20 protein-coding genes are annotated in these 23,197 nt (G+C 62.9%); 7 read left to right on the top strand and 13 right to left on the bottom strand.

Going from position 1 to position 23,197, the window contains the following annotated elements:
• The 3 genes from fliN to JHD73_RS09820 all read right to left on the bottom strand — a co-directional run bounded on the left by fliN (position 1) and on the right by JHD73_RS09820 (position 2,210).
• Positions 1-345: a flagellar motor switch protein FliN gene (gene fliN, locus JHD73_RS09830; RefSeq protein WP_199030104.1), complete on the bottom strand. Its 345-nt coding sequence runs from the start codon at positions 343-345 to the stop codon at positions 1-3.
• An 8-nt stretch (positions 346-353) separates the two neighbouring features.
• Positions 354-1,205 (bottom strand): FliM/FliN family flagellar motor switch protein, encoded by an 852-nt coding sequence (locus JHD73_RS09825; protein WP_199030103.1) that lies wholly within the window; start codon positions 1,203-1,205, stop codon positions 354-356.
• A gap of 147 nt (positions 1,206-1,352) precedes the next feature.
• On the bottom strand, positions 1,353-2,210 hold the full coding sequence (locus JHD73_RS09820) for a flagellin (protein WP_199030102.1): 858 nt from the start codon (positions 2,208-2,210) through the stop codon (positions 1,353-1,355).
• 239 nt (positions 2,211-2,449) lie between these two features.
• Between JHD73_RS09820 and JHD73_RS09815 the strand changes: the two genes are divergently transcribed.
• The 3 genes from JHD73_RS09815 to JHD73_RS09805 all read left to right on the top strand — a co-directional run bounded on the left by JHD73_RS09815 (position 2,450) and on the right by JHD73_RS09805 (position 6,344).
• Positions 2,450-3,181 carry a response regulator transcription factor gene (locus JHD73_RS09815; protein WP_199030101.1) on the top strand — a complete coding sequence of 244 codons (732 nt, stop codon included), beginning with the start codon at positions 2,450-2,452 and terminating at the stop codon, positions 3,179-3,181.
• 26 nt (positions 3,182-3,207) lie between these two features.
• Positions 3,208-5,511: an ATP-binding protein gene (locus tag JHD73_RS09810; protein WP_199030100.1), complete on the top strand. Its 2,304-nt coding sequence runs from the start codon at positions 3,208-3,210 to the stop codon at positions 5,509-5,511.
• Positions 5,512-5,573: 62 nt separating this feature from the next.
• On the top strand, positions 5,574-6,344 hold the full coding sequence (locus JHD73_RS09805) for a Mut7-C RNAse domain-containing protein (RefSeq protein WP_199030099.1): 771 nt from the start codon (positions 5,574-5,576) through the stop codon (positions 6,342-6,344).
• A gap of 31 nt (positions 6,345-6,375) precedes the next feature.
• Here JHD73_RS09805 and JHD73_RS09800 read toward each other — a convergent pair whose 3' ends face one another.
• From JHD73_RS09800 to JHD73_RS09775, 6 genes are all read right to left on the bottom strand, one after another.
• Positions 6,376-6,801 (bottom strand): organic hydroperoxide resistance protein, encoded by a 426-nt coding sequence (locus JHD73_RS09800; RefSeq protein ID WP_199030098.1) that lies wholly within the window; start codon positions 6,799-6,801, stop codon positions 6,376-6,378.
• Between the two features lie 152 nt (positions 6,802-6,953).
• Positions 6,954-7,415 (bottom strand): MarR family winged helix-turn-helix transcriptional regulator, encoded by a 462-nt coding sequence (locus JHD73_RS09795; protein ID WP_199030097.1) that lies wholly within the window; start codon positions 7,413-7,415, stop codon positions 6,954-6,956.
• 79 nt (positions 7,416-7,494) lie between these two features.
• The gene (gene otsA, locus JHD73_RS09790) at positions 7,495-8,913 is read right to left on the bottom strand and encodes an alpha,alpha-trehalose-phosphate synthase (UDP-forming) (RefSeq protein ID WP_199030096.1); all 1,419 of its coding nucleotides are present in this window, start codon (positions 8,911-8,913) and stop codon (positions 7,495-7,497) included.
• On the bottom strand, positions 8,910-9,695 hold the full coding sequence (gene otsB, locus JHD73_RS09785) for a trehalose-phosphatase (protein WP_199030095.1): 786 nt from the start codon (positions 9,693-9,695) through the stop codon (positions 8,910-8,912). Before otsB ends, otsA begins: the two co-directional genes overlap by 4 nt.
• A 284-nt stretch (positions 9,696-9,979) precedes the next feature.
• Positions 9,980-12,031: an NADPH-dependent 2,4-dienoyl-CoA reductase gene (locus tag JHD73_RS09780; protein ID WP_199030094.1), complete on the bottom strand. Its 2,052-nt coding sequence runs from the start codon at positions 12,029-12,031 to the stop codon at positions 9,980-9,982.
• A gap of 96 nt (positions 12,032-12,127) precedes the next feature.
• A complete protein-coding gene (locus tag JHD73_RS09775; RefSeq protein ID WP_199030128.1) occupies positions 12,128-12,325 on the bottom strand; it encodes a hypothetical protein in 198 nt (65 codons plus the stop codon).
• Between the two features lie 71 nt (positions 12,326-12,396).
• Here JHD73_RS09775 and JHD73_RS09770 point away from each other — a divergent pair, with 71 nt between their 5' ends.
• From JHD73_RS09770 to JHD73_RS09755, 4 genes are all read left to right on the top strand, one after another.
• Positions 12,397-13,392, top strand: a complete 996-nt coding sequence (locus JHD73_RS09770) for an integrase (protein WP_199030093.1) — start codon at positions 12,397-12,399, stop codon at positions 13,390-13,392.
• A gap of 159 nt (positions 13,393-13,551) precedes the next feature.
• Positions 13,552-14,574, top strand: a complete 1,023-nt coding sequence (galE, locus tag JHD73_RS09765; protein ID WP_199030092.1) for a UDP-glucose 4-epimerase GalE — start codon at positions 13,552-13,554, stop codon at positions 14,572-14,574.
• A 44-nt stretch (positions 14,575-14,618) separates the two neighbouring features.
• A complete protein-coding gene (locus tag JHD73_RS09760) occupies positions 14,619-16,031 on the top strand; it encodes a PAS domain-containing protein (RefSeq protein ID WP_199030091.1) in 1,413 nt (470 codons plus the stop codon).
• A gap of 147 nt (positions 16,032-16,178) precedes the next feature.
• Positions 16,179-17,720, top strand: a complete 1,542-nt coding sequence (locus tag JHD73_RS09755) for a methyl-accepting chemotaxis protein (RefSeq protein WP_199030090.1) — start codon at positions 16,179-16,181, stop codon at positions 17,718-17,720.
• Between the two features lie 108 nt (positions 17,721-17,828).
• Here JHD73_RS09755 and JHD73_RS09750 read toward each other — a convergent pair whose 3' ends face one another.
• The 4 genes from JHD73_RS09750 to JHD73_RS09735 all read right to left on the bottom strand — a co-directional run.
• The gene (locus tag JHD73_RS09750; protein ID WP_021192590.1) at positions 17,829-18,137 is read right to left on the bottom strand and encodes an H-NS family nucleoid-associated regulatory protein; all 309 of its coding nucleotides are present in this window, start codon (positions 18,135-18,137) and stop codon (positions 17,829-17,831) included.
• A 401-nt stretch (positions 18,138-18,538) separates the two neighbouring features.
• Positions 18,539-20,632 (bottom strand): bifunctional diguanylate cyclase/phosphodiesterase, encoded by a 2,094-nt coding sequence (locus tag JHD73_RS09745; RefSeq protein WP_199030089.1) that lies wholly within the window; start codon positions 20,630-20,632, stop codon positions 18,539-18,541.
• 270 nt (positions 20,633-20,902) lie between these two features.
• On the bottom strand, positions 20,903-22,162 hold the full coding sequence (locus JHD73_RS09740) for a helix-turn-helix transcriptional regulator (RefSeq protein ID WP_199030088.1): 1,260 nt from the start codon (positions 22,160-22,162) through the stop codon (positions 20,903-20,905).
• Positions 22,163-22,294: 132 nt separating this feature from the next.
• Positions 22,295-23,197 (bottom strand): ShlB/FhaC/HecB family hemolysin secretion/activation protein (locus tag JHD73_RS09735; RefSeq protein WP_199030087.1); only part of this gene is annotated, 903 nt, incomplete at its 5' end.

The following is a 23,197-nucleotide window of genomic DNA, read 5'->3' as shown; positions in this document are numbered from 1 at the left end:
TCACGAGGCGAGAGATTTCAGATCGTCCAGATCGACGATCCGCAGGCCGTAGTGCTCGCCCGACACGACAACCTCTGCCGTGCCGATTTGCGCGCCGTTGACCTTGATGACGAGCGGTTCGCCCGCAAGGCGGTCGAGCTCCACGGTCGAGCCGGGCTCGAACGTGAGCAGGTCCGCCAGCGGTACGGTGGCAGAGCCGACTTCCAGCGTCAGGCGCACCGGAATGCGGCGCAGCATGCGCATCGGGTCGCGTTGCGGCGCAGCCTCCACGGCGGTTTGCGATTCGTCGCCGATGTCAAATTCATCCAGTGCGGCGGCCAGGTCGATGTCGTTGTGCGAGGTCATGTCTTGGGTTACTCCACGGGTTCGAAAGCGGTGATGCACACAGCGCCTTGCTGCTCGGCAAGCGCGGCGCGATAGAGGCGGACGTCGCCCACCAGCACCTCAGCGGTCTCGGGCAGGCGTACCGGTAGCACGTCGCCGCTGCGCAGCTTGAGCAGGTCGTCCAACGGCATGTCTTTGGTCAGCATGCGCACGGTGAGCTGCATCGGAATGCGCACGCCAGCGGGCGTGCCGTCGGCAACGGGCGTCGTTGCGTGCGGGCGCTGTGCGTCAAGCCGCGCAAACAGGCGGATCAGCCAAGCGTCGTCCAGTGCGAATTCGAGATCGCCTGAAAGGTTGCGCGCGGGCTCCTGGATCGTGATGCGCACAACGCGCGCACCCACGCTGGGGGACCCATCCGTGGTTGGGGAGAACGCGTCTGCCCGGTCACCGGTAATGGCCGTTGCGAAGGCGGTCAGCAGTGCACCGTGCATTTGCGCGGCAAAGCGGCGTTCCGTGCCCGATTCCGGCCCCGGATCAGCCGACGCGGCTGCATCGAACGGTGTGTCGTAATGGCACGCCAGCAGCGCAAGCATCAGGTGGCGGGTGGCGCGCACCGCAATCGCCCCGTTGTCAGACGTATATGCGTGCCAGCCGGCGGCATCGCGTGGGCGAAATGCACCGATGGCGATGTGTGTTGCCGTGAACTTGGTGCCACGACGCAGGTTGAAGCGCTCGTGGAAATAGTGGTCGATGCACCGCTGCACCTCGTGCAGGACATCGTCGAGCAGGTGATACGGCCGGCCCAGCGTGCACGGATCGAGCACGATCTGCGCCGCGGGTTGCACGTTGCGGGAGGAAGTGGGCAATGCCTGCACGTTCATGGTTCCGTTTGGGTGGGATGGCGCCATTGTCGTCAGCCCATGCTCAAAGGCGCAGAAGGTTGTACAGACCTTGAACAACAAAAAAGCCAACCCGCTTGTGGCGGGCTGGCTTGGTTTCCAGCGGGTTGCGGCGGTGGCCGCGCGTGCTTACTGGATCAGCGACATGACCATCTGGTTCATGCTGCTCGATTGCTTGAGCATGGCCATGCCGGCTTGCATCAGCACCTGTTGCGAGCTCATCTTGGCGGACTCGGCAGCCATGTCGGCGTCCATGATGCGGCCTTCAGCGTCGGCGGTGTTCATCGACATGTTGCCCAGGTTGTTGTAGACGTGGTCGAGGCGGTTTTCACCAGCACCGATGGCCGAGCGCATCGTGCCAACAGCGGCCAACGACGTTTCGAGCAAGGTGATCGTGGCGTTGGCGGCGGCAGTCAGCTCGTCGCCAGCGGTGGCGCCGTCGTACGACTTGGCGGCTGCCGTCAAGGCGGTGTGAACCGCAGTGAGTTGGGTGCCCACGTTGAAGCTCATCGTTTCGCTGGCAGACGCACCGATCTGGAACTTGATTTCCGCACCCAGCTTGCCGCCGGCTTCGGCGAGCAGCTTGGCACCGCCGTACGACGTGTTGCCCATGATGTTGTTCAACTCTTTGCCCAGTGCGTCGTACTCAGCCTGCATGGCCTTCTTGTCTTCGTCGTTGGACGAACCGTCGGCGGCTTGGGTCGCCAGATCCTTCATGCGGTACAGCACGTTGGTGACTTCGTTGAACGCACCGTCGGCCGTTTGCAGCATCGACGAGGCGTTCTGCGTGTTTTGCATGGCCACGCCCATGCCGCGCGTTTGCGCTTGCAGGCGAACGGCGATCTGCAGACCAGCGGCGTCGTCCTTGGCCGAGTTGATGCGCAGGCCGGTACCCAGGCGGGTCATGGTGGTGTTCAGGTCCGAACGGGTGTTACCGATGGCCTTCTGGATGTTCATTGCAGCAGCGTTGGTGTGCAGGCTCAACATGATGGTTCTCTCTAAATTGGGTTAGGGGGAAGAATCTGTTGCCGCCTGCTCATCAGACGGCCACGGCTGTTCAAGACGACGGCGGTGCGCCATGCATTAAATCAATCGTGCCGATAGGGCCGTGTGCGCCTCTGGCTGCAGAGGGGCTGGAAATGGCTGGCAAGGCTGGTACTATTTGCAGCACTCAATAGTGATTGACAATTCACGCATCTCGAACTCCTTCGACCATGTCGACGGCTATGTCTACCGACCACGAAAAAAAACGCATTGCCGTCCTTGAAGACAACCTTGCGCAAGCGCAGGCAGTTCAGCGCTGGCTGGAGAGTGCCGGGTACGATGTCATCGTCGAGCACGATGGCCGCAGCTTCATCGAGCGCATCGACAAGGAAAAGGTCGACATGCTGCTGCTCGATTGGGACGTGCCGGGCATGACCGGTATCGAGGTGCTGATCGACACGCGCAAGCGTGTTGACTACCTGATCCCCATCGTGCTGCTGACCCAGCACGACGACGAGCGCGACATCCTGCACGGGCTGGAAAGCGGTGCCGACGACTACCTCGTCAAGCCTGCCAGCGAGCGCATGCTGATCGCCCGCGTGGTTGCGCAATTACGCAAGTACTATCCGCAAACGCAGCAGAAAAAGCAGATCGAGTTTGCCGGCTATGTGCTCGACGAGGCCTCGCGCACGGCAACGCTGCCCGATGGCACGCAAGCAACGCTGCCTGAGCGAGAGTTTGCGATTGCCTATTACCTGCTCGAGCATGCGGGTCGTGTTGTCAGTCGTGATGCGCTGCTCAAGTATGTCTGGAAAGACACCGATCGTAAGCAGACCGGCACACTGGCAACCTATATGACTCGGGTTCGCAATATGCTGCGCCTGCGCAAACACGGGCTCGGGATCTCCAGTGTGTACCGCTACGGCTATCGCCTTGAGCGCATGGCAGATGCGCCCGATTCCAACATCGATTGACACGCCTCCGCCCGCCGTCCGGTCGCATGTCTGCCACCCTTCGCCGCCTCACTGCGCTTGGCCCTTGGCGGGGCCTTTTCGTGATTGCGATGCTGGTGTTGGCGGCCTTCAGTGGCCATCCGAGTGGTGGCGTGATGTCCGGGGCGCTCGACCGCGTTTTCTTTGATGTGATGGCGACGCTCGTTGCGCGGCCGTCGACCGGTCGGGTTGCCATCGTCAACATTGACGCGGCCACTGTGGCGCAGCTTGACCTACGGCAGATTGCCGATACTTCGGAGCAGCTACTCGATCGGTTAGGGGATGCGGCCAGCGTGGTCATCGACCTGCCTTTGTCGCGGGCGCTTGACAATTCGAGCCTTGAGGCGGGCATGCGCGTGCATCGGAACACGCTGCTGGTGCCGCCCGCCAACGCGAGCGACCCCGCTGGAAACCCGGTGCTGATGTTGCCGCCGACCGCGGTAACGCTTGCGGCGGCACTCAGCCAGCGCGAGGTTTACGTCGGTCACTATGGTGTGGTGACGGGCTTCGTCCCCTATGTTGCGTCCGCGAGCGGGCCGCGCGCGCACGTTGCGCTCGATGCACTGCGCGTGGCTGGCATCACGCCGCCGCTGCGCATAGATGCGTTCACGCAGCCCTACGCGCTATCCGTGGGCGGTGGACAGACGCAGGCGGTGGTGACGATGCTGCCGCGCAGGGTGGGGTTGCCGCAGTACTCGTATCTCGATGTCATCCGGGGGCGGGTGCCGAAATCCGCATTTGCAGGCAAGGTGGTGTTTGTCGGCAATCTCGCGTGGCGGGGTGAGGGCGCATATCAGGTGTCGTCGCTTGATTCGCACGAGGTTTCCCGTGCGCAGCTCGACGCGCTGCTCACCGATGCGGTGGTGGCGGGCAACCTCGCGCGGGAAGTGTCCTCCGCCGTCGAGGTGGTGGTCTACATTGCGTTGGCGCTGGGCATTGTCTTGATTTGCCTGTTCGTGCCGGGCCGCGCCATGCATGTGGCCGCAATTGGCTGGGGGGTGTTGATTTTTGCTGTGCCGCTTGTGCTGCTGGCGTTTCACATGTTTCTGCCGCTTGGCCTGCTGCCGTTCGTGTGCTTGCTGATCTACGTGTTTTTTGCATGGGATCGGCATAGCCGGACACTCGCATTGCTGCGACGTGAACTGTCGGAGTGGCGCGCGATTGCGGCATCGATTCAACCCAAGCATCGGATGTCAACGCCAGCCGCACTTGCACTGGCGCCCGATGGTGATCTCGCCGAGATCAAGGCTGCGCTGCGCCAGGTGCGCGGCTGGCAGACGCTGTATGTCGACATGATCAACCAGTTGCCGTATCCCGTGTTTCTGGCGATGGACGGCCATGTTGCCGTGTGGAATGCGAAGGCGGCGGCATTGATGAACGCCGATGCGGCGGCCGAAGCCACGCCCGGTACGACGCAGGCACTCGCACAGGTCGAACAGTTCGTCGCAGAAAGCGTGCTCAAGGGCGGTGATATCAGCCACGAAATCGAGTGGGGCGGTCGCGCCCACATGTTGGTATGCGAACCGCTGTCGAGCGAGTCGGAAGGCGCCGACGGGGTGGCGCAGAGGTCGCACCTGGTTTGCCTGATTGATATTGCTGATGTGAAAGACTTGGTCTCGCAAGACAAGCGCATGCTGAGGCATATTGCGCACGATTTGCGCAGCCCGCTGACGGCGATCCTGTCGTTGATCGACCGTCGCGGTGCGACCCACAATGACAATGTGGTCACGCCGACGGACCGTGAGTTCTTGAGTGATCTACGCCAGCAGGCCGCCTATTCGCTGCGCATTGCGAAAGACTTCATGCAGTTGAGCCGCGCCGAGCGTCTGGATCGCGCGGAGTTCGAGCCCGTGGCATTGAGCGAGGTGGCCGAAGAAGCCATCGACCAAAGCTGGCTTGCCGCCGATCAGAAGGGAATCGTATTGCACGAGCCGGTGTTTTCGGTGGACGACACTATCGTTGATGGCAATGCCGACATGCTTATGCGGGCGCTCGTCAACGTTGTGGATAACGCGATCAAGTACTCGCCGTCGGGCACGACGGTGTCAGTCGCCATCGACGCCACAAGTGACGGCGCGCTCGTGCTGAGCGTGACCGACCAGGGAATCGGCATGACCGACGAGACGGTGCACCGCCTGTTCGAGCCGTTCTTCCAAGCCGAGCGCAAGCCCGATGGCAGCGGGGGCGTTGGCCTCGGGCTGCCCTTCGTCAAGACCGTGATCGAGCGGCACGGTGGCACGATCGACGTGCGCAGCCGGCCAGGGCATGGCACGGTATTCGCGCTGATCCTGCCGCGCACGCTCAAGGACTGATTCGCGCGCTGATTTGCGCGTCGGTTTCCCGTTCGAGCCTGCCTCGGAGTATCGTGGCAGGCATGTCACCCGCCGCTTTCACGTTTGATCGCATCCTGACGCCGCTGCTGCCGCTGGCCTTGCGTGGGCATACCGTTGTGCGTGCCTGGGCTGCGAGCGCCACATTCAAGCACGCCATCGAAGCGCTCGGTGTGCCACATACCGAGGTGGGACGGGTGCTTGTGGATGGCCGCGCGGAGGCATTGGAAGCCGTGCTGCCCGTGCACGGTCACGTGACCGTTCTAGGCGTGGAACCGTCGCTTCCTGCTGCGCCGCTGCACTTTCTGTGTGACGCTCACCTGGGCGCAACCGCACGCCTGCTGCGTATGGCCGGCTTCGATACCACCTACGACAACAATTATGCCGATGCCGCCATCGAGGCGCTGGCCTTGGCGGACGACTGGATTATCCTCTCGCGCGATCGTGAGCTGCTCAAGCGGCGCGGTATCCGCCGTGGCGCGTTTATTCGCGAGCGTGAGCCGCAGGCGCAGATGCGCGAGATCGTTGCGCGTTTCAGGCTGGCGGATGCAGCACGGCCATTTTCACGCTGCCTGGAATGCAACGTGCCGCTGCGTTTGCTGAGCTTGGAAGAGGCCGCCGGCAGCGTGCCGCCGCGTGTGCGAGAACGGCAGCACCTGTTCAGTACCTGCGATGTCTGCCAACGTGTCTACTGGCCGGGCTCGCATTGGGCACGTATGAATGCCCTGCTGGCTGGCATGCTGGCACCGCAGGCAGAAGACGGGGTACCCAAGACCGCCGAACGCATCCTGCGTAGCGGCAGCGCAGGCGCCTGATAGCGAAGCGCCCGCCGCAACGGAAGGGTACTCAGACCAGGCTCAGGCGCACGTCGATATTGCCGCGCGTAGCGTTGGAGTACGGGCAGACGATGTGAGCGCGGTCGATCAGCGTCTGGGCTTGGTCGCGCTCCATGCCGGGCAGGCTGATCTTCAGTTCGACCTCGATACCGAAGCCATTGGGAATGACGCCAATGCCAACGTTGCCTTGCACGCTGGCGTCTGCGGGCATGCGCAGCTTGTCGCGCGCGGCCACGAACTTCATCGCGCCGATGAAGCAAGCGCTGTAGCCGGCCGCAAACAGTTGTTCTGGGTTGGTGCCTTCGCCACCAGCACCGCCGAGCTCACGAGGCGTGGACAGGCGCAGATCCAGGTTGGCATCGCTGATGACGGCACGGCCGTCGCGGCCACCGGTGACGTTGGCTTGGGCGCGGTACAGGACGTTTTCGATCGACATGGCAGTTCTCCTGATCAAGGTTGGGAGCGAAGTGCAGCGGCCGTCGGAGCCGAAGCACTGGGTTGATATAGTTTGCTATTAAATAGCGCGCTATGTATTTGCTTCAAAAAAAGCGAGTGTATTGCGGCACCCGCCGGGGTCGTGTTCTCGCTTTAGGCGGCGTGTTTGAAAAGCCGCCCGCGCAAGTCATTCAGCTGCGTACGCAAGGCTTCAATGTCCTTTGGGGCGCATTCCGCGGCAGCACCGATGCAGTTCGGCACGTCCTTGGCGCGTTCCCGCAATTGCCAGCCCGCGTCCGTCAGCGAGATGATCACCTGGCGCTCGTCCTCCTCGGAACGTCGGCGCTCGATCACGCCCGACGCCTCCAGACGCTTGAGCATGGGGGTGAGGGTGGCCGAATCGAGAAACAGCCGCTCGCCGATCGCCGACACGGTCTGCGCGTCGTTCTCCCACAGCACCAGCATGACCAGGTATTGCGGATACGTCAGGCCCAGGGGCTTGAGCAGCGTCCGATACACCTTGTTCAACCCGATCATGGTCGAGTACAGCGCGAAGCACAGCTGCACGTCCAGCGACAGGTTCGAGTGCGGAGAGGCGGTCTTGCGTGTGTCCATGTCGTGCATATTAGATAGTGCGCGATCTAATAGCAAGCTAAATTTGTGAAAATGCCAAAGTGACGTTAAGGCTCTATCGCTAGGATGGCTCAGGTGCGTTACGAAGATCCGCAACGAAGCGCTCGCGCCAGACCGTCAAGTTTGCTGTGCGCAGCCGATCCATCATGTGGGCATAGCGCGCCTTGCGTTCTTCCAGTGGCATGGTCAGCGCGCGGTTGAGCGCCTCGGCCATGCCACGCGTGTCGTACGGATTGACGATGAGTGCCGCGTCCAATTCGCGCGCCGCACCGGCAAAGCGTGAGAGCACCAGCACGCCCGGGTTCTCGGGGTCCTGCGCGGCCACGTATTCCTTGGCTACCAGGTTCATGCCGTCGCGCAGCGGCGTGACATAGCCGATGTGCGAGGTGCGGAACAATGCCATCAGTACGCGCCGCTCGTATTGCTTGTTGATGTAGCGAATGGGGGTCCAGTCCAGCTCGGAGTGCTTGCCATTGATGCGCCCCGATTCTGCCTCCAGGCGCTGGCGAATCTGCTGGTAGCTCTGCACGTCCTGGCGCGAGGTTGGCGCGATCTGGATGAAGGTCACGTGCCGGCGGTGGTCTGGAAAGTCATCAAGCAATTGCTCGAATGCGTGAAAGCGCTCGGGCAACCCTTTCGAATAGTCCAGGCGGTCCACGCTCATGATGAGTTTGGGTTGATTCGCCGGGCCATTTTCCTGCTCACTGCGCGGGCTGGTGTGCCGTGCGAACGGATTGCGCCGCGCCAGCGACGACACTGCTTGTTGTGCGATCTCATCGGGATGCACGCCGATGGGGTAGACCTCTGCACGTAGCGTGTGGCCGAACGCGTGCACCGGGCCGTTCTGCTCCCTGTTCTCGATGTAGCCACGTGCCTCGCGTTCGATGTAGTCGTAAAAGGCGACGCGGTCGGTTTCGGTCTGGAAGCCGACAAGGTCGTACGCACACAGCGCGCGCATCAGTTCCTCATGCGGTGGGATTGTCGTCAGGATTTCCGGTGCCGGAAACGGGATATGCAGGAAGAACCCGATGCGGTTGGTCAGCCCCAGTGCACGGCATTCGGCGGCAAACGGGATCAGGTGATAGTCGTGTACCCAGAGGATGTCGTCTGGCTTGACCAGCGCCTTGATCTGATGCGCAAACTGCGAGTTGACGCGTCGATAGCCGTGGTACTCCTGCCGCTGAAAGCGCGCCAGATCCACGCGATAGTGGAAGATCGGCCACAGCGTCGCGTTGGCGAAGCCGCGGTAGTACTGGTCGTAGTCGCGCCGGTTCAAACCGACGGTGGCATAGGTGATGTTGCCCTTGGTGACGATGGCGGGCTCGCTAGAGGCAGTGGTTGTGGTCTCGCCGCTCCAGCCGAACCACACGCCACCCGTCTCGCGCAGCGCATCGAACACGCCAACGGCCAGGCCGCCTGCCGTCCCCTGGCCCTCGGCGATGGGCGCGACGCGGTTGGAGATCACGATGAGCCGGCTCATGCGCCACCTCGCCTGTCTGCAACCATCGCGGCAAGCCACGTACGCAGCGCCGCTGGATCGTGTACGCGCCACAGTGCCTGGCTTGGACCGTTGCCAATCTTGATCGACCAGCCGTCAAGCGCGTTCACCGCGTCAAAGGCGCTTTCGTCGGTCAGATCATCGCCAGCAAACAATGGCGTGCGGCCCATGAAGGGGCGCTCGGTCATCAGCGTGTGCACGACATCGCCCTTGCTCGCGCCGCGCGGCTTGAGCTCGACGACCATCTTGCCCGCCTGCAGGCGGATGTGGTCGGAGTAACGGTGCGCAAGACGATCTGCCAAAGCGAGCACCGTGTTTTCCGCATCCGGGGTGTGGCGATAGTGCAGCGCGAAGGCGATGCCCTTGCTTTCCAGCATGACCCCCGGCAGTTGTGTGAGTTCGGCGCGCAGTTCGCGCTCCAACTCGGCGAGGACATCTGCGTCGGTATTCAGGCGGACGAAGCTGCCATCGGCATAGCGGCGTTCGGCGCCGTGCACCCCAGCAATCACCAGGCCGGGCAGGGCGAGCAACGATTCGAGGTCATGTACCGTGCGCCCACTGATGACCGCCAGCGCACCGCCGCAGGCGGCATGCAAAGCGGCCAGTGTTTCGCGCAGCGGCGCACAGACATGCACGGCGTCCGGTTGCGGGGCGATGTCGACAAGCGTGCCGTCAAAGTCCAGCAGGAAGGCCGTATGGGCAACGTCCACCTTGGGGAGCGGCGCCGCGCTGGTGAAATGCGGTGAGCGATCGTTTTTGGGCAAACCGGTTCATGTGAATGTGCGTGATGCGCCTGTTGACGCAAGAACCGGACCGGCCGCGCCAGAACCTGCGCACGATCCTGCTGCGCGGTCCGATCCTGGCCCTGCGATGCTCACCGTATCCATGTATGGCTGCGCTTCTCAGGCCAACCTTGGACCGCTCGCTACGGATCGCGCACAGGTTTTCAAGCGTTGTCATTTCGCCATCTACGGCCGGTTTGATGGGAAATTGGCATGTAAAAACGGACACGGGGTGCAAATCCTTCACCCTGCGCACGCTGCAGGCGTCACAACGATGCGGCCAGACGCGTACCTTGATCGATGGCCCGTTTGGCATCGAGTTCGCGTGCCTCATCCGCGCCGCCAATCACATGCACCTTGGCGCCGCCTGCTTGTAAGGGTTCGACCAACTCGCGCAGCGGTTCCTGCCCGGCGCACAGCACGATGGAATCGACCGGCAGCCATTCGGCGGCCTCGCGTTTCTCGCCGTAGCTCACCAGCAGGCCCTCGTCGCCGATGCGCTCGTAATTGACGCCGCCGACCATGCGCACGCCCATGTTCTTCAGGCTCGTGCGGTGGATCCAGCCGGTGGTCTTGCCCAGGCCCGCGCCCAGCTTGCCGGCGCGCCGCTGCAGCAGCATGATCTCGCGCGCTGGCGCCTCGGGCTGCGCGCGGATGCCATCCACGCCGCCGCGCACCTGGGTCGGATCGCCGACGCCCCATTCGGTGCGCCAGGTTTGCAGGTCCAGCGTGGGCGAGTGGCCGTCAAGCGCGAGGAATTCCGCCACATCAAAGCCGATGCCGCCCGCGCCGACAATCGCCACACGCTTGCCCACCGGCTTGCGATGGCGCAGCACGTCGATATACGACAGCACGCTCGGATGGTCCTGCCCTGGAATCTTGGGATTGCGCGGCGACACGCCCGTCGCAATGATGATCTCGTCGTACTTGCCCGCCAGCAGTTGCTGCGCGTTCACGCGTGCGCCCAGACGCAGCGTCACGCCGGTGGTCTCCACGCGGCGCGTGAAGTAGCGCACCATCTCGTGAAACTCTTCCTTGCCCGGAATCGTCTTGGCCATGTTCAATTGGCCGCCCAGCTCGGGTGCCGCGTCGTACAGGTCCACCGCATGCCCGCGCTCCGCCAGCGTGATCGACGCTGACAACCCGGCTGGCCCCGCCCCCACCACAGCAAAGCGTCGCTTGGCCGGCGTCTGGCGGATGACGAGTTCGGTCTCATGGCATGCGCGCGGGTTGACCAGGCAGCTCGCAATCTTTGCCTTGAATGCGTGGTCCAGACATGCCTGGTTGCAAGCAATGCAGGTGTTGATATCCTGCGCGCGGCTGGTTGCAGCCTTTCGCACAAAGTCCGGGTCGGCCAGCAGCGGGCGCGCCATCGAGACCATATCGGCGCAGCCATCGGCCAACACGCTCTCTGCCACTTCCGGCGTATTGATGCGGTTGGACGTGACCAGCGGAATGCCGACCTCGCCCTTCATCTTCTGCGTCACCCACGCGAACGCCGCGCGCGGTACGCTCGTCGCAATGGTAGGAATACGCGCTTCATGCCAGCCGATACCGGTGTTGATGATGGTGGCGCCGGCGCGCTCCACGGCCTTTGCGAGCTGCACGACTTCTTCCCACGAGCTGCCGTCGGGAATCAGGTCGATCATCGACAGGCGGTAGATGATGATGAAGTCACGGCCGACCGCCTCACGCGTACGCTGGACGATTTCCACGGGCAGGCGCATCCGATTGGCGTAGCTGCCGCCCCAGTCGTCGGTGCGCTTGTTGGTATGGGTGACGAGGAACTGGTTGATGAAGTAGCCCTCGGAACCCATGATCTCGACGCCGTCGTAGCCCGCTTCGCGTGCCAGTTGGGCGCAGCGCACGAACGCGCGGATCTGGCGCTCGATGCCGCGCGCGGAGAGTTCGCGCGGCGTGAACGGGCTGATGGGGGAGCGCAGCGCGGTGGGCGCCACGGCAAACGGGTGATAGCCATAGCGGCCGGTATGCAGGATCTGCAGCGCGATCTTGCCGCCTTCTTCGTGCACAGCGCTGGTTACGGCGCGGTGGCGGCGTGCTGCCCCATGCGTGGCCAGGCGCCCGGCAAACGGCTTGGTCCATCCCGCAATGTTGGGGGCGAAGCCACCCGTGACCATCAGGCCGACATCACCGCGCGCGCGCTCGGCAAAGTAGGCCGCCAGGCGGTCGAAGTGGTTGCCGTCTTCCAGCCCCGTATGCATCGAGCCCATCAGCACGCGGTTTTTGAGCGTGGTGAAGCCGAGATCCAGCGGAGCGAGCAGGTGGGGGTACGGCGAGGAGGGCTTGGAGGAGGACATGGCCGGCGCGTCACGTGATGTGGGAACGCGCCGGACGGTAGCACCCAAGCGCCCGTTGGAACAACAGGGCGGGGCTCTAGATGCGTGGGGCGTGTGTCAGGATTTCTTCGGCTCGTCTTCAGCAGGCTTGCCGAGCAGCGCTTTCAGCAATTTGTTCTGGGGAATCGCACGGCCGGTGCCTTGGCCGGGCTTGCCGGCGCGCTGGCTGTCGCGCTTGAGACTGTTGGCGATCTTCAGGCCCTTGAGTTTTTCGAGGTCGGTTTTCTTCACAATGGGATCCGCAATGGGCGTCATGAACTGCGTGTTACGCTCGGCAGGATACGCGAAACGCCTGCTCCCGCCGGTTTTTTCCTGCATTTTCCCGTATGTCCGCCAACCCAACGCCACCTGCCACGCCCGTTCCCGACCTGTTTCAGCCCACCCTGCAGGACTGGGCCGACCAGCCCGCTCAGGCCTTTGAGCACTGGCTGGCCGCGCGCGGCTATCGGGAGTCGTCGGCCACGGTGTACCGCGCAATGTGGCGCAAATGGCTGCGGTGGGCCGAATCGCACCAACGTGCGTTGGCGGATTGGAGTGCGGGCGACATTGCCGCCTTCCTGGATGCGTCCGGCCTGACCAAGCTGCATCGGTATCGCTATGCGCGCCTGATCGAGCGCGTCTTCCATCAGATTGAATTGCTGCGCATGGGCACGCACAACCCGGCCAGCGCGGCAGTGAAGCAGAAACTGGCCGAGGGTGAGAATGACCCCACCACCTTTCTTTCCGCGGCCGAGCGCGTTGCCATCGAGGCCTCACTGGAGGTAGGCGCGCGGGCGAGTGAGGCGGCTGCCAATGCCAGTGCATTCAAGCTGGCGCGCGACAGGGCACTCGTGGCGGTGTGCCACGGTGCGGGGCTGAAGGTCGCGCAGGTGCAGTCATTGTTGCTTCGCCATGTGGGCGAGGCGCTGGAGAGCATTACCGTCGAGCCGTCGCGCGGCCCGGCGTATCACGCGCCGTTGCTGGTGAGCGCGCGCCCTGCGCTAGCGGCCTGGCTGGCCGTGCGCGGTCACGCCGAGGTGCCGGGCGAGCGTATCTTCGTGGCCGATGCCGGTGGGCGTGTCATGCATGCCGCCTCGATATACCGGCGTGTGGAGGCCTGGCTGGCCGCGCTGCCCGCTTTGGTGCACCGCAGCGAACGGCTTTCGCCGCAGACACTGCGCAACGGCTATGCCGCGGCGCTATTCGATGCCGGCGCAGCCCCTGCCGAGGTGGGGTACGCACTGGGCTTGCGGGACCAGACCTCGGCCTGGCGTCTGCGCTCTGCATATGCCGACTGGCAAGCGGCAGCCCATCCGGATGCGCACGCGGGCACCGCTTCATAACACCGCTTTTTTGCGCAACATCGTTTGCAAACGGCCCGCAGTACGGCGCTGGGCTTGCTATGATCGCGCTGTTCCGCCGCGCCGGTTGCATCGATGCTGCGAACCCGATGCCGCGCTCGAATCGGCACGCCACGATCTCTTTCTCGATACCTCGCACCCATGACAGAAACCATTCTGCTAACCGGCGCCACCGGCTACATTGCCTCGCATACCTGGGTTGAACTGCTGGATGCGGGCTATCAGGTGATCGGCCTCGACAATCTGTGCAACAGCAGCTCGATCGTACTGTCTCGTATCGAGCAGATCACCGCCAAGACGCCCAAGTTCGTACAAGGCGATGTGCGTGACCGCCGCCTGCTCGATGATCTCTTTGCCAGCACACGCATCTCGGCCGTCATCCACTTTGCGGCGCTCAAGTCGGTGGGCGAGTCGGTGCAGAAGCCACTGGCCTACTACGACAACAACATCGGCGGGCTGGTCACGCTGTGTGCATCGATGGCGCATGCCAATGTGCGCCAGTTGGTGTTCAGCTCGTCGGCAACCGTGTATGGCAATCCGCATACGGTGCCGATTACCGAGTCGTTTCCGCTGTCGGCCACCAACCCGTACGGCCAGACCAAGCTGATGGGCGAGCAGGTGCTGCGCGACCTGGAAGTCTCCAACGCCGCTTGGCAGATTGCCTACCTGCGCTATTTCAATCCGGTTGGCGCGCACCACAGTGGCCTGATTGGCGAAGACCCGCGCGGCATTCCAAACAATCTGATGCCTTACGTGGCCCAGGTGGCAATCGGCAAGCGCGAGAAGCTCTCCGTCTACGGTGGCGATTGGCCTACGCCCGATGGCACGGGCGTGCGCGACTACATCCATGTGGTCGACCTGGCGCGCGGGCATCTGTCGGCGCTTGATGTGCTGCGTCGCGATGGTCGTGGCTTTACCGTCAACCTGGGCACTGGGCGCGGTTATTCGGTGCTGGAAGTTGTTGAGGCCTACAAACGTGCGAGTGGCCGCCCGGTTCCGTACCAGATCGTGGACCGCCGCCCCGGCGATATCGCCGCGTGCTACGCCGATCCGGCACTCGCTGCATCCATGCTGGGCTGGCGCGCGCAATACGGTATCGAGCGCATGTGCGAAGACTCGTGGCGCTGGCAAAGCATGAATCCGGACGGCTTTCAGTCCCGCTGATCCACGACGCTGTTTGATACCCGCAGAACTGGAACCACCCCGCAGTGGATGATGTCGCTCACCTTGTTGCTCAACTGACTGGCAGGCTTGCTGGCGCGTTGTTGCCATTGATCGTGGCATGCGGCGCTGGCAGTTTGCTGCTGCGTTTGCTGGACGATCTGCGCAGTGCCGATGTCACGCGCGCCCGAGTGCCGCTGGCGATGACAGCACTGTTTTGCGCGATTGCGCTATGGACGGTGCCACTGCTGCCGCTGGTTGCGCGTTGGCCGCTGCACGAGGGCGCCGCGCTGTTGATGATGACGCCGGCATCGTTCTGCTGGAGTCTGGCGGTGGCCGCGCTGTGGTGCATCCTGGGTGGCCAGGCGGGCACCGTACGCGCGGTGCTGCTGGGTGTGTTGCTGAGCATCAGCGGCCCTGTGGCCGTGTTGTTGCTGGCGGGTGTCACCAGCTTCGATGCGCTGGCGTGGTCGGATGCCGGCGTGCTCGGCATCGTTATGCTGCTGTCGGCGGGGGCCTGTACGGCGGCGTTGCAGTTTGCGCTGTCGGCGCAATCAGGTGCGACGGGGGTGGCGGTCCGTCGCCCCATCGTGAGCCTGTTCGTGAGTGTGCTGTTTGGTATCGGTCTGGCCGTCGACGCGGTGTATGCGGCTTCGCTGGTGGATTCACCATCGGCTCTCATCGGCAACGTGCCGGCCTGGCTGCAGCTGCTGCTGGCGGGCGGGGCGGTGGCTACGGTGCTCGCCGGCTTTTTGCTCGGCTATCGTGACCGCGCATCGGGCGACACCTCCGCCGCGATTGCCACCCGCGAAATCCGCCGCCGCAAGGAGACGATGCAGGCACTCAATGATCTGGAGCAGAGCTATCGGCAGCGCGAGGCCGAGCTGGCCGCGCGGCATCAACTGCTGCTCGATGGTGCGGATGTCGGCTTGTGGGAATTTGATCTGATTACACGCAGCGCACAGTTCTCCATGCGCTTTGCCGCCATGCTCGGCTACTCGCTCAAGGAGATCGGCCCGAGTACCAGCGAGTACCTGCGCCTCGTGCACCCGGATGATCTGCCGCTCGTGCTCAACCGTATCCAGGCGCACGTTGATGGCAATGTGCCTTCCTATGCTGCGGAGTTCCGCATGCGGCACAAGGATGGCAGCTATCGTCAGATCGTCGCGCACGGTGTGGCTTTGCGCGATGCGGGCGGCCGTGCCACACGCATGGCTGGCTCGCACGTCGAGCGGGTGCTAAAAATCGCCTCGGCAAATACTGCCTTGCCAGATATTGCCGCGTCTGCTGCGCAGCCCGAGACGCTTCGTCGCCAGGGGCTGTGGGAGTCGTGGTCGCCGCTGGACAATGCGACCGATATCTCCGACGCACCAACCACCGTGACTGTGCCGACCGAGCCGGCACCAGCGCCCGCCAGCAACGGCACACTGCCCAGCATCAATCCCAACGCGCTGCGTTGAGGTTTCCTCATTTTTCCGGCGCTTGATCACGCCCGGTACTCAAGTTTTCTTCCGGCTCGCCCGATAGCTCATGCAGAGCGCGTGCAATCGCGCCGGGGAGCACCGCCAGCATCATGCGGACAAGAAGAAACGCTTGGAGGAAGGAAAATGAACCGACTCACGCTTCGACAGAAGCTGTGGCTGCCGCTCGTCCTGAGCTGGCTGTGCCTGCTTGTGATCACCTTGTGGAGTGCATGGAGCGCACGGACTGTGCGCATGGAGGAGCGGCAGCGCGATCTGCAGAACGTCAGCGCCACCGCATTCAGCGTCATCAAGGAATACGGCCAGTTGGCGCAGGACGGCAAGATGACGGTGGAAGAGGCCAAGGCTCAGACCATCGCGCGCTTGAAAGACATGCGCTATGGCACCGACGGCTATTTCTCGCTGTCGAGAACCGACACCGTTTCGGTCATGCACCCGATCAAGCCCGAGATGGTCGGCAAGAACATGTCTGCAGCAACCGATCCCGAGGGCAAGCATCTGTTTGTGGACATCGCACAGATGGCCAAGGCAGGCGGCGGGTTCGTGCGCTATCTGTGGCCGAAGCCCGGCAGTGATAAGGCGGAGCCCAAGCTCACCTACGTCTCGTATTACGAGCCTTGGGATTGGTCGATGACGACGGGCCTGTATATCGATGACGTTGATGCTGCGTTTCGTGCCTCGCTCATGCAATCGCTCGGTTTGTTGCTGGGTGTTGGCCTGCTGATGACGGTGGTTGTGGTGGCCGTCACGCGCGGTTTGCAGCGGCAGTTGGGCGGTGAGCCGGCGTATGCCGCAGATGTTGCAGCGCGCATTGCGGGCGGCGATCTGGCGGTACGCGTGCAGACGCGCCAAGGTGATCGCGACAGCATGCTCTTCGCCATGTCGCAGATGCAGCAGCAGCTGACGGGCACGATCAGCGACATCAAGAACTCGGCTGATTCCATCGCCAGCGCAACCAAGCAGATTGCGGCCGGCAACGCTGATCTGTCACAGCGGACGGAGCAGCAGGCGTCGTCGCTGGAAGAGACGGCATCGAGCATGGAAGAGCTGACCAGCATCGTGAAGCAGAACGCCGACAACGCCCGCCAGGCCAGCACGCTTGCAGTCAACGCGTCGGAGATCGCCGTCAAGGGCGGTGAAGTGGTCGGGCGTGTGGTCGAGACCATGTCGGGCATCAACGAGAGCAGCAAGAAGATTGCCGACATCATTGGCGTGATCGAGGGCATCGCGTTCCAAACCAACATCCTGGCGCTCAACGCCGCAGTGGAAGCCGCCCGCGCCGGCGAGCAAGGCCGCGGCTTTGCCGTGGTGGCGGGCGAGGTGCGTAGCCTTGCGCAGCGTTCGGCCAGTGCCGCCAAGGAGATCAAGGAGTTAATCGGCGACTCGGTGGGGCGTGTGCAGAACGGTTCTGCGCTGGTGCAGGAAGCGGGAACCGTGATTGACGAAGTGGTGGTCGCGGTCAAGCGCGTGACCGACATCATGGGTGAGATTTCTGCCGCATCCGACGAGCAAAGCTCAGGTATTGAGCAGGTCAATCAGGCCGTGAATCAGATGGATGAAGTGACGCAGCAGAACGCTGCGCTGGTGGAGCAGGCTGCGGCTGCAGCGCTCTCATTGGAAGAACAGGCGCAATTGCTGCGCTCGGCAGTGGGGCGCTTCCAGGTATAACGAGCTGAAGCCTAAGAAAAACAAGGCCGGCAATATCGCCGGCCTTGTCTTTTGTGGTTTCCGGTTGCCTCTGTGTGCAGACTCGGATGTACTACTTTTCTGTGCGGATCAGGCGACCAGAAAATCCTCCATCTTCCGACCCGACGACAGTTCCTTGACCAGCCAGCCTGGGCGCTTGCCGCGGCCCGTCCAGGTATTGCCGCTGCTGTCGCGGTAACGCACCGGCACCTTGCGGCCAGCCTTTTTCGAAGCCACTGCACCCTTGGCACCAAAACCGAGGTCGTCGGCGGTCAGGCCATATTCCACGATCTTCTGCTTGATTTCGGCGATCACCGTCGCCTGTTCGTTTGCCCGAAGTTCATCGGCCTGGCGCTGCAGTTCAGAGATCTTCTGAACGATTTCCTTGTAAGTCGGCATTATGGATTCCTCAACTTTGCAATTGAAACATGGGCACGCTCCCCGTTGCCCACCGCATTATAACGACTTTGCCCGAGTGAAATGAATTTCGTTAAGACCTCATGTCAACAGCGTGGATTTTGCGCAGCGCTGTGCGTTGCGCAAACCGGCATGGCGCGGCCATTTATCCGGAGTAATGGAAATTGTGAACATATGAAGAAGTGAGAAATCGCACTACTGTGTGCGTTCAATGCCAACGAGAGGCATTGAGCGGTCAGGGCACACATTCTTTTTATGTGATTGCTTCATTGCTTCGGCAGCCGTACTGGATACCGATTTGACGAAAGGCTTTTGGAGGAAATTGAAAGGTTGCTGAAAGGGAAATGGAAAATGCATCAAATTGGCGCATTTTTACAATTGTCTCAAGCGAACTGCATTCCCTCGAGCAAGCATTGAAAATCCTTTGCCGGCAACGGACGCGCCAACAGATAGCCCTGTACTTGGTCGCATTGCAGATTCACCAAGGCTTCCATCTGCGCCTCGGTTTCCACGCCTTCCGCCACCACTGTCATGTCTAACGAATGCGCCATCGCGCAGATGGCACGGATGATCGCGGCTGCCTCGGGCGGGTTGTCATCGAGCGCGGAAATGAACGCCCGATCGATCTTGATCTGCTGGGCGCGAAAGCGCTGGAGATAACTGAGGCTGGAATAACCGGTGCCGAAATCGTCGATGGCTACCTCAATGCCGAGCGCCTGGATCTGACGGATCACGGCAATGCTCTGGCTGGCATCGCGCATGGCCGCCGTCTCGGTAATCTCGAACATCAGGCGGTGTGCGCTCACCTGATAGCGGTGCAGGATCTGCGACAGGCGCTGCACGAGGTCTGGCTGCTGAAACTGGCGCGGTGAAAGATTGACTGCGATGCGCTGTGGGGCCATGCCGGCCGCATCCCAATGCATGATCTGGCGGCAGACTTCTTCGACCACCCAGTCGCCCAGCTCGACGATGGTGCCGGTGCGCTCTGCCAGCGGGATGAACTCGGCAGGCGACACGGGACCAAGCTCAGGGTGATTCCAGCGCAGCAGCGCCTCCGCCCCCGTCATTGCCTGCGTGAACGCATCGAATTTGGGCTGGTAGTACACCGATAGCTGGCCGTTCAGTGCTGCGTGCGAGAGTGCGCGCTGGATCTGCAGTACGCGATGGGCCGTGGTATTCAGGCGCGGCTCATAGAAGCGGTAGGCGTTGCCGGTGGACTGCTTGCAATCGAACATGGCTGCGTCCGCATGTTCCAGGAGCGCGTCGGCCGTTGCGCCATTGTGCGGATGGATCACCACACCAATGCTTGCCGTCGCACGCAGGCGGCGGCCGTCCACCTCCACCAGTTCGCGCAGGCGGAACAGCAGCTTGTCGCCAACGGTGGCAGCCGCCTCGGGCAGGGTGAGGCCCTCGACCAGAATGGCGAACTCATCGCCGCCCAGCCGGACCACCATGTCTTCGCCGCGCATGGTCTGACGCAGGCGCTCGGCGATGATCTGCAATACGCGGTCGCCGGTGGCACGGCCGTATTGCTCGTTGATCTGGCCAAAGTTGTCCAGGTCAAGGCAGAAGAGGGCGAAAGGGCGTCCGCGTCGCGTTGTCGAGAGAATTGCGCTATCCAGCGATTGCCGAAGCTGAAGCCGATTGGGCAGGCCGGTCAACGCATCGTGATGCTGCGGCGTGGGTGCCTGATTCGCGACACGCGCCAGGGATGCTGCCAGGTGGGCTTGCGCCGAATCGACTCGCGTCTCCAGCATGATCAGTAACGCGTGCAATCCAAGCGCGAGCAGCACGCCGCCGGCACTCAGCATGATGACGGGCACCACATGCAGCGTGGTTGCCTCGTCTGCGGGCCAGGCGCTGGCCGACGGCCAGGCCGCCAACGAGAGCACCGCAGATGTGGCCAACACTGCTGCCGCTCGCGCACGCAACCCGACTGCGGCTCGGCGTTGTGCCGGCGGTAGATGAAAGGCCATGCACATCGCCAGGCATGTCCCCGCGCCGAGCACGAGGGCGCCGCCGCCCCAGCCCACCAGCGTGCGCCGCAGCGAGAGGGCGTCGTCGTGTACCCATGGGCGTGCCAGATACAGTTCGGCCATCAACAGCCCGATCCCCAGGGCGATGGCCCCCATGGCAATGCGATGGCGATGCGGAGGCCGCCCCGCGATGGCGGGCGGCATATCGGGCAACACGGTCAGGAGTGCCACGAGCGACGCCGCCAACGCGGTCATGAGCGTGGCGGAAATGGGGGCCGCAAGTTGCGAGGCCAATGGCCGGTGCAGGCCCACCTGAGCTAGCCAGAGCCCCGACCATAGCCCAATGCCGAGAATGATGGCGCAGGCAATGCGCCAGTTCCGGCGTTTTGCGACCGTCGAGCCCCCCGGCATACGTGTCGCAGCGTCTAATGCGGCAAACGTGGTTAAGCCCGTGCTTACCCACGCAAACAGCAGCAGCGCAATATGGAAATCGTTATGCATGCGAGCGCATTTGGCGCGGCCCCCCGACATTCGACCGGCGCCTATCTGTGTTTTGCGGCGAGGATAGCGCAAGAGCCTGGTGTTTCAGGCAGTGAAAAAGCCCGCTTGTTGCGCGCTATTCACAGAATGCGTCGGAATAATCCGCCGCTATTGCATTGCATCAAGCAATTGCGGCGGCTCCACGCCTGTCCTGATGCATCGGCAGAAAGCCGCGGTCGCATGACCCGGGTATACGCGAATGGCTGTACGCCCGCGATTGCGGGTGAAGATTCAGGCGTTCAGTCGAGTGCGTCGGCGGGAGGCGGGGGTGGCCGCGCCGGCACGTTCCAGGTCGACGCTGGGCAGCAGATGCAGCAGGCGCACGAGTTCGGATTGGCGATGCGTGCCGGTCTTGCGCAGAATGTCGCGGATGTGCACGCGCACGGTATGCAGCGACAGGAATTCGCGGTCGGCGATTTCCTGCAGGGTTTCGCCCGCGGCCAGCCGGGCAGCGACGATGCACTCCTTGTTCGTCAGCCCGAAGAGCGAGGCGAGCACGCCAGCATCCATGACCGAGCGTGCCTCAGAGTTGCCGACCAGTACCAGGGCAAGCGGTGCCGCCCAGGCCGAGCGCATTGCATCGGACGGTGCCAGCGGCGTAGCAATGAAGGGAACGGGGCGCCCATCGCGTGCCAGATACATCCACGAGCCGGCAGCGCCTTGTATGCCCATCGAGCCTGCTGCCTGTTCGATCAGGTTGCGCAGCGCCGTATTATGTGTGTGATCCGCAGAGTGCAACACGCTGCCATCGAGCGACAACCGATCGTCTTCTGCCGCCATCGTGCGCGCCCATGCATTCGCGTATTTCACGCGCATGCTACGTTCGATCACCATTACGCCAAAGTCGAGCGTATCCAGCCCCGCCATGCCGAGCGCGGCGAGTTCGTTCAGTTCTTGATTGCGCTGCTGCATGCGCGCTGCACGCTGCAGATGGGGCAGGACGCGCTGCAGGCGCTCTTCGCGTTCGGCGACGCTCACTTCCGAGGCGCCCTCGCGTGTGCGCAGGCGCATGGTGATGGACAGGTCCGGCGTGTCCATCAACATTACGCCACGCGCGGGCGTGTCTTCAGCCTGTGCTGTGGGCAGTAATTGGGGGTCTTGGCAGAACGCTTTGCAGTGGCCCGGTTGCGGGCAGTGCTGGCACCAGCCCGACGAAACGCCTTGGCGTGGCGCGTCGGTGTGCTTGTCCCAGACAAAATAATGTGCGCTTTCGGCCCCGGCATAGACGGAGAGCAAGGCCAGGGCAGTCGGCATCTGCGCGGGGTCTAACACCGCCTCGTAGATGGTATCGACGAGTCGATGAAATTCTGCGTCATCCGATAGACGTTGCAGCATGGTGGCCCCCGGTGCGTATTGCGATGACTGAGGGAGCTGACCCCCGCCATCGGCGTGTTGCGGCTCAATGTCCTGCCGGCCGCTGTCGCTGTGTTGATTGTTGTTCTTCTGCGCGACTTCCTTGGTAATCGGCAACTCTTTGGAAAAACTTAACATTCCGCTTCTGATGCTCCCAAATTCCAGCGGTGCTGTATCCCCCACGTTAGGAGGGAGTATGGGCGACTTTCAGCGCTGAAAATATAAAAAATATACAAAATTCGTTAACCTGTTCAGTGCCTTGCGCGTCGACTAGTTGAACTGGTACGTATAGGCGGCGGTGAAGCGCAGGCTCCGAGAGTTCGTGTTGATCGGCTTGTCGCCCACCGGGCGTGCAATGGCCAAGTCCAGCGTGTAGTACTTGCGATCAGAGAAGCGCACTCCCAAGGCAATGGAGCCGAGTTGGTCGTGCACCAGCGTGCCGGCGTTTGAATACACCTTGGCCGTGTCGTACAGCACGTACGGCTGCACGGTCTTCAGATATTCCATCGACACCGTGAAGACCCGGTTCAGTTCCACCGATGCGCCCCAGCCACGGTCGCCCGCCACTTCACCAGCCGGATAGGCCAGCCCAAAGAAACGCCCGCCAAAGCTGATCTGCTCCGACGACGGTAGTACCGCGCCGCTGTATTGCGCCGCGCCCGAGACCACGATGCCGAAGCCCAGCGGCAAGTCGTGTGCCTCGCTTGCGGTGATGCGCGTGCGCAGGAAGCTCAGGTCGACATTGTTGTTGGCCGACTTCCCGGCCCCGAGGCTGTTGATGCCCTGATACAGGCCGAACGACGCGCGACGCGTCTCACCCGGGTTGACCTCGGTGTACAGCGCTTCGGCGCCGGCCACACGCGCCTTGGCGCTCAACTCGGTTTGCGGAATGGCGATGTTCTGCGGCGAGTACTGCTGCTTGTCGTCGTTGCCGTAGAACGTGCCCGTGAGCGTAAGGCTGCGCGTGTTCGACAGCAGCACCGGATAGCTCAGCGACAGGCCCAGTCGCTGCGTGTCGGTCAGATAGCGCGACTGATAGCCGAGCTGCTCAAGCGGCAGGTTCTCGGGCATGCCGCGATAGTGCGACCACGTGAGCTTGGCCAGCAACCCGTCGGTGCCGATCGGCTGCGCCCAGGTGGCGGAGTAGAACGTTTCGTGATCCGGTCCGCGCGG

Source organism: Ralstonia sp. ASV6, assembly GCF_016429285.1.
GTDB lineage: Bacteria > Pseudomonadota > Gammaproteobacteria > Burkholderiales > Burkholderiaceae > Ralstonia > Ralstonia flaminis.
Note: the sequence above shows the minus strand (reverse complement) of the source record. Positions and strands in the feature narration are given on the sequence as shown.

What these genes read in the sequence shown, in the direction of transcription:
- otsA (WP_199030096.1), bottom strand. Translation starts at nt 8,913, where the DNA reads ATGAGCCGGCTCATCGTGATCTCCAACCGCGTCGCGCCCATCGCCGAG.
- JHD73_RS09755 (WP_199030090.1), top strand. Translation starts at nt 16,179, where the DNA reads ATGAACCGACTCACGCTTCGACAGAAGCTGTGGCTGCCGCTCGTCCTG.
- JHD73_RS09740 (WP_199030088.1), bottom strand. Translation starts at nt 22,162, where the DNA reads ATGTTAAGTTTTTCCAAAGAGTTGCCGATTACCAAGGAAGTCGCGCAG.
- JHD73_RS09795 (WP_199030097.1), bottom strand. Translation starts at nt 7,415, where the DNA reads ATGGACACACGCAAGACCGCCTCTCCGCACTCGAACCTGTCGCTGGAC.
- JHD73_RS09745 (WP_199030089.1), bottom strand. Translation starts at nt 20,632, where the DNA reads ATGCATAACGATTTCCATATTGCGCTGCTGCTGTTTGCGTGGGTAAGC.
- JHD73_RS09815 (WP_199030101.1), top strand. Translation starts at nt 2,450, where the DNA reads ATGTCTACCGACCACGAAAAAAAACGCATTGCCGTCCTTGAAGACAAC.
- fliN (WP_199030104.1), bottom strand. Translation starts at nt 345, where the DNA reads ATGACCTCGCACAACGACATCGACCTGGCCGCCGCACTGGATGAATTT.
- JHD73_RS09750 (WP_021192590.1), bottom strand. Translation starts at nt 18,137, where the DNA reads ATGCCGACTTACAAGGAAATCGTTCAGAAGATCTCTGAACTGCAGCGC.
- JHD73_RS09775 (WP_199030128.1), bottom strand. Translation starts at nt 12,325, where the DNA reads ATGACGCCCATTGCGGATCCCATTGTGAAGAAAACCGACCTCGAAAAA.
- JHD73_RS09800 (WP_199030098.1), bottom strand. Translation starts at nt 6,801, where the DNA reads ATGTCGATCGAAAACGTCCTGTACCGCGCCCAAGCCAACGTCACCGGT.
- JHD73_RS09770 (WP_199030093.1), top strand. Translation starts at nt 12,397, where the DNA reads ATGTCCGCCAACCCAACGCCACCTGCCACGCCCGTTCCCGACCTGTTT.
- JHD73_RS09810 (WP_199030100.1), top strand. Translation starts at nt 3,208, where the DNA reads ATGTCTGCCACCCTTCGCCGCCTCACTGCGCTTGGCCCTTGGCGGGGC.
- JHD73_RS09780 (WP_199030094.1), bottom strand. Translation starts at nt 12,031, where the DNA reads ATGTCCTCCTCCAAGCCCTCCTCGCCGTACCCCCACCTGCTCGCTCCG.
- JHD73_RS09825 (WP_199030103.1), bottom strand. Translation starts at nt 1,205, where the DNA reads ATGAACGTGCAGGCATTGCCCACTTCCTCCCGCAACGTGCAACCCGCG.
- JHD73_RS09805 (WP_199030099.1), top strand. Translation starts at nt 5,574, where the DNA reads ATGTCACCCGCCGCTTTCACGTTTGATCGCATCCTGACGCCGCTGCTG.
- JHD73_RS09820 (WP_199030102.1), bottom strand. Translation starts at nt 2,210, where the DNA reads ATGTTGAGCCTGCACACCAACGCTGCTGCAATGAACATCCAGAAGGCC.
- galE (WP_199030092.1), top strand. Translation starts at nt 13,552, where the DNA reads ATGACAGAAACCATTCTGCTAACCGGCGCCACCGGCTACATTGCCTCG.